Annotated in this window: 5 protein-coding genes; all 5 read left to right on the forward strand. The window is 35.9% G+C overall.

Annotated elements, in window-relative coordinates; genetic code table 11:
* Positions 1–106 precede the first annotated feature (106 nt).
* Positions 107–730: an N-acetylmuramoyl-L-alanine amidase family protein gene (locus K1F36_RS19840; protein WP_220115337.1), complete on the forward strand. Its 624-nt coding sequence runs from the start codon at positions 107–109 to the stop codon at positions 728–730.
* Between the two features lie 162 nt (positions 731–892).
* Positions 893–1,225: an ArsR/SmtB family transcription factor gene (locus K1F36_RS19845; protein ID WP_220115338.1), complete on the forward strand. Its 333-nt coding sequence runs from the start codon at positions 893–895 to the stop codon at positions 1,223–1,225.
* Positions 1,226–1,289: 64 nt separating this feature from the next.
* Positions 1,290–1,928 carry a hypothetical protein gene (locus K1F36_RS19850; protein WP_220115339.1) on the forward strand — a complete coding sequence of 213 codons (639 nt, stop codon included), beginning with the start codon at positions 1,290–1,292 and terminating at the stop codon, positions 1,926–1,928.
* A 10-nt stretch (positions 1,929–1,938) separates the two neighbouring features.
* A complete protein-coding gene (locus K1F36_RS19855) occupies positions 1,939–2,406 on the forward strand; it encodes a DUF6428 family protein (protein ID WP_220115340.1) in 468 nt (155 codons plus the stop codon).
* 20 nt (positions 2,407–2,426) lie between these two features.
* The coding region (locus tag K1F36_RS19860; RefSeq protein ID WP_220115341.1) for a metallophosphoesterase family protein at positions 2,427–3,173 on the forward strand (747 nt) is incomplete at its 3' end.

A 3,173-nucleotide genomic window follows, 5' to 3' on the forward strand; every position in this document is an offset into this window, starting at 1 on the left:
TTGTGAATAAAATATTATTTGATATTGTTTGAATTCCGTTGCTATTATTTGACATCAAATCCTATGGAATTTTGAAGGGAAGTTGTTGATAACCCGAAAATTGATAATGAAAAATCTGCTCAAAAACGTCAGTTTTGTGATTTTGGTTCTAAAAATGTGCTTCATTTTTGGACAAGAATCGACTGCTCAAAAACGAATTATAATTGACGTTGGACACGGTGGAAAAGATACAGGTGCAATCGGCATAAATAACATCCAAGAAAAGGATGTGGTTTTGTCCATTGCTGATGCCATTTTAAGGTTGAATAACAGCTTGGAAAATCCACTCGATATTTATTTGACCAGGTATAGTGATACGCTCATTTCTTTATCAGACAGAACTAAGCTGGCCAAAGCACTAAAAGCGGATTTATTTGTGTCTTTGCATTGCAATCATTCTGATAATCCGGATGCGAGAGGGATAGAGGTTTATGCTTCAAGAAAACAAGAAAAATTCTCGAAAGCATCGGTTTTTATAGGCTATCAAATTGAACGAGCCCTTTGTGAAGCCATTGGTTATGAAAGTCGAGGTGTGAAGTTTGCGAATTTTCAGGTACTTCGGGAAACAGCAGATTATTGTCCTGCGATATTAATGGAATTGGGCTTTTTAAGCAATGTAGATGAAGCTCAGTATTTAATGAGAAAAGAAAATGTGCTCGCTATTGCGCTATCAATTTTAAAGAAATTATAAATTAAAAAAAAGGTTATGAAAGAACTATTCATCGAGATTATTAGAAGCATAAAGCAACTTATTTTTGCTTATTTCAGAGAGATTAAGAATTTAATGCGATAAAATAGTTTTGACGATTTAAATATTAATCGTAATATTGCAATGAATTAATATAATGACGAAATGGGATTGGCCAAAACCGAAATATTTACAGATGAGCAAAACCAAATATCGGTCTTTGCGAAAGCGTTTGGTCATCCAGCAAGAGTAGCTATACTACAACACCTTTTTAAAATCGATACGTGTTTCTGTGGCGATTTAGTCAAAGAAATAGGTTTGGCACAACCCACAATTTCACAACACCTCAAAGAGTTAAAATATTTAGGTCTTATAAAGGGAACTGTTGAAGGGACAAGTGTTTGCTATTGCATAGATATGGCCAACTGGAAAGAAATGAAGGATATTATGACCGAATTTTTGGGACAAGATTTGTTGCCAAAAGATGAATGTTGCTAAAAAAATTTAAATCAATTAATCGTTTTATTGCGATAAACTTATATAGACTTGTAAACCCATAATTATGAAAACAAAAACAATAATTCCCATTGTGGTGTTTTTACTTTGCTTTCAGCAAGTAATTCAAGCACAAACCCTCAAGAATAAAATTCAGAAATCTGTTGTAGAAATTGGCAATACGTTCACGGAAATTCCTATGGAACGTTTAAAACGCCTTGACCAAGTGGCTTTTTTAATTTTCAAGAAAATGGATGATAATGAAAAAATGGATGTACTGTTTATTGATTCTGATAACCAAGAAATAAGTCAGCTTGCAATGGTTTGGCTACAAACAGGTATGATTTATTATGGTCATAATACTATGTTAAGTCTTCAATCTGCTGGTATCTCACCCAAAATCGAACCAATATCAAAACTGGCAATTCTAAAAGAATATGGTTTTAGCATAAGAAATACGCGTGGGGAAAATCCAATGTCCTATAACATTGACTATGGTTCTGGAAATTGGGTGGTTTATCCCAAGTCATTACAATCTCTACAATCAGCCAGCGATAATACTATTGAGATATATGTTGAGAAAATTTCATCCAACGAAACTGAAAATAACAACGTCGAATTAATATTTACCGATACAAATACAATCGCGAGGGAAATGCTGTATCTGGCCACTCGAATAAACAATCTCTTGCAAACAAAACAATAATATTATTACTATGAAACTTTCACAAATTAAAAATCAGCTTACCCAATTGGACAGAATCGCTTTCCAATTACCCAATGGCGATTTAGTCCCCAGTCATTTTCACGTTACCGAAGTAGGTAAGATTACCAAAAACTTTATCGACTGCGGTGGAACGGTACGTAATGAAGAAGTTGCCAATTTTCAACTGTGGAATGCAGATGATTATGACCATAGGTTACATCCCGAAAAACTACTCGATATTATCGAGCTTTCAGAGAAAGTATTGGGTATCGAAGATTTAGAAATTGAAGTAGAATACCAAGCTGAGACCATCGGCAAATTTGGACTCGATTTCGACGGTAAAAATTTCCTGTTGACTACAAAACAAACGGACTGTCTCGCAAAAGACCAATGCGGTATCCCTACAGAGAAACCTAAAATGAAATTATCTGAAATTCAAGCAACAAATTCCTGTGCACCAGGAAGTGGCTGTTGCTAAACCTATAAAAAAACTTCACAATGAGAATAATACTATTCAGCGATATTCATTCAAACTTACCTGCATTACAGGCCTTTTTTGAAGATTTGGAAAATAGGGAATACGATGCCATCTACTGCCTTGGCGATTTGGTGGGCTATAACGTTTGGCCCAATGAGGTCATCGAGGAAATTAGAAATCGAAAAATACCGACCATCGCCGGCAATTACGACTTTGGTATTGGCAGGAAAAGCGACGATTGCGGTTGCGCCTATAAAACCGATGAGGAAAAAGCAAATGGGGCGGTCTCGATTTCTTTGACCAACGAATTGGTAAATGAAAACAACAGGGCGTATCTGAGAACACTTCCAGCTCATATCAAATTGGAATTCCAATTAAATGAAGACCAATTGAATGTACTACTGGTACACGGAAGTCCACGAAAGATAAATGAATATCTCTTTGAGGACAGGGCAGAGAAAAGTATGATTCGTATTATGGAACAAGCCGATGCTGATGTGATGTGTTTTGGGCATACGCACAAACCATATCACAGAACTTTCAATTCGGCAGATGAAAGTACGTCACATTTTCGACACGCTATCAATATCGGGTCAATTGGCAAACCCAAAGACAGCGATAACCGAGGTAGTTACGTCATTTTAGATATTGACGAGAACGCTTCCATTAAAGATAAGGACAGTATTACTGTTGAATTTGTAAAGTTTGAATACGATATCGAAAAAGTGCAAAAAACGGGCATAGTATACCACCTGCGGCGGATGAAA

The organism is Flagellimonas abyssi, assembly GCF_019457905.1.
In the GTDB taxonomy this organism is placed as follows: domain Bacteria; phylum Bacteroidota; class Bacteroidia; order Flavobacteriales; family Flavobacteriaceae; genus Flagellimonas; species Flagellimonas abyssi.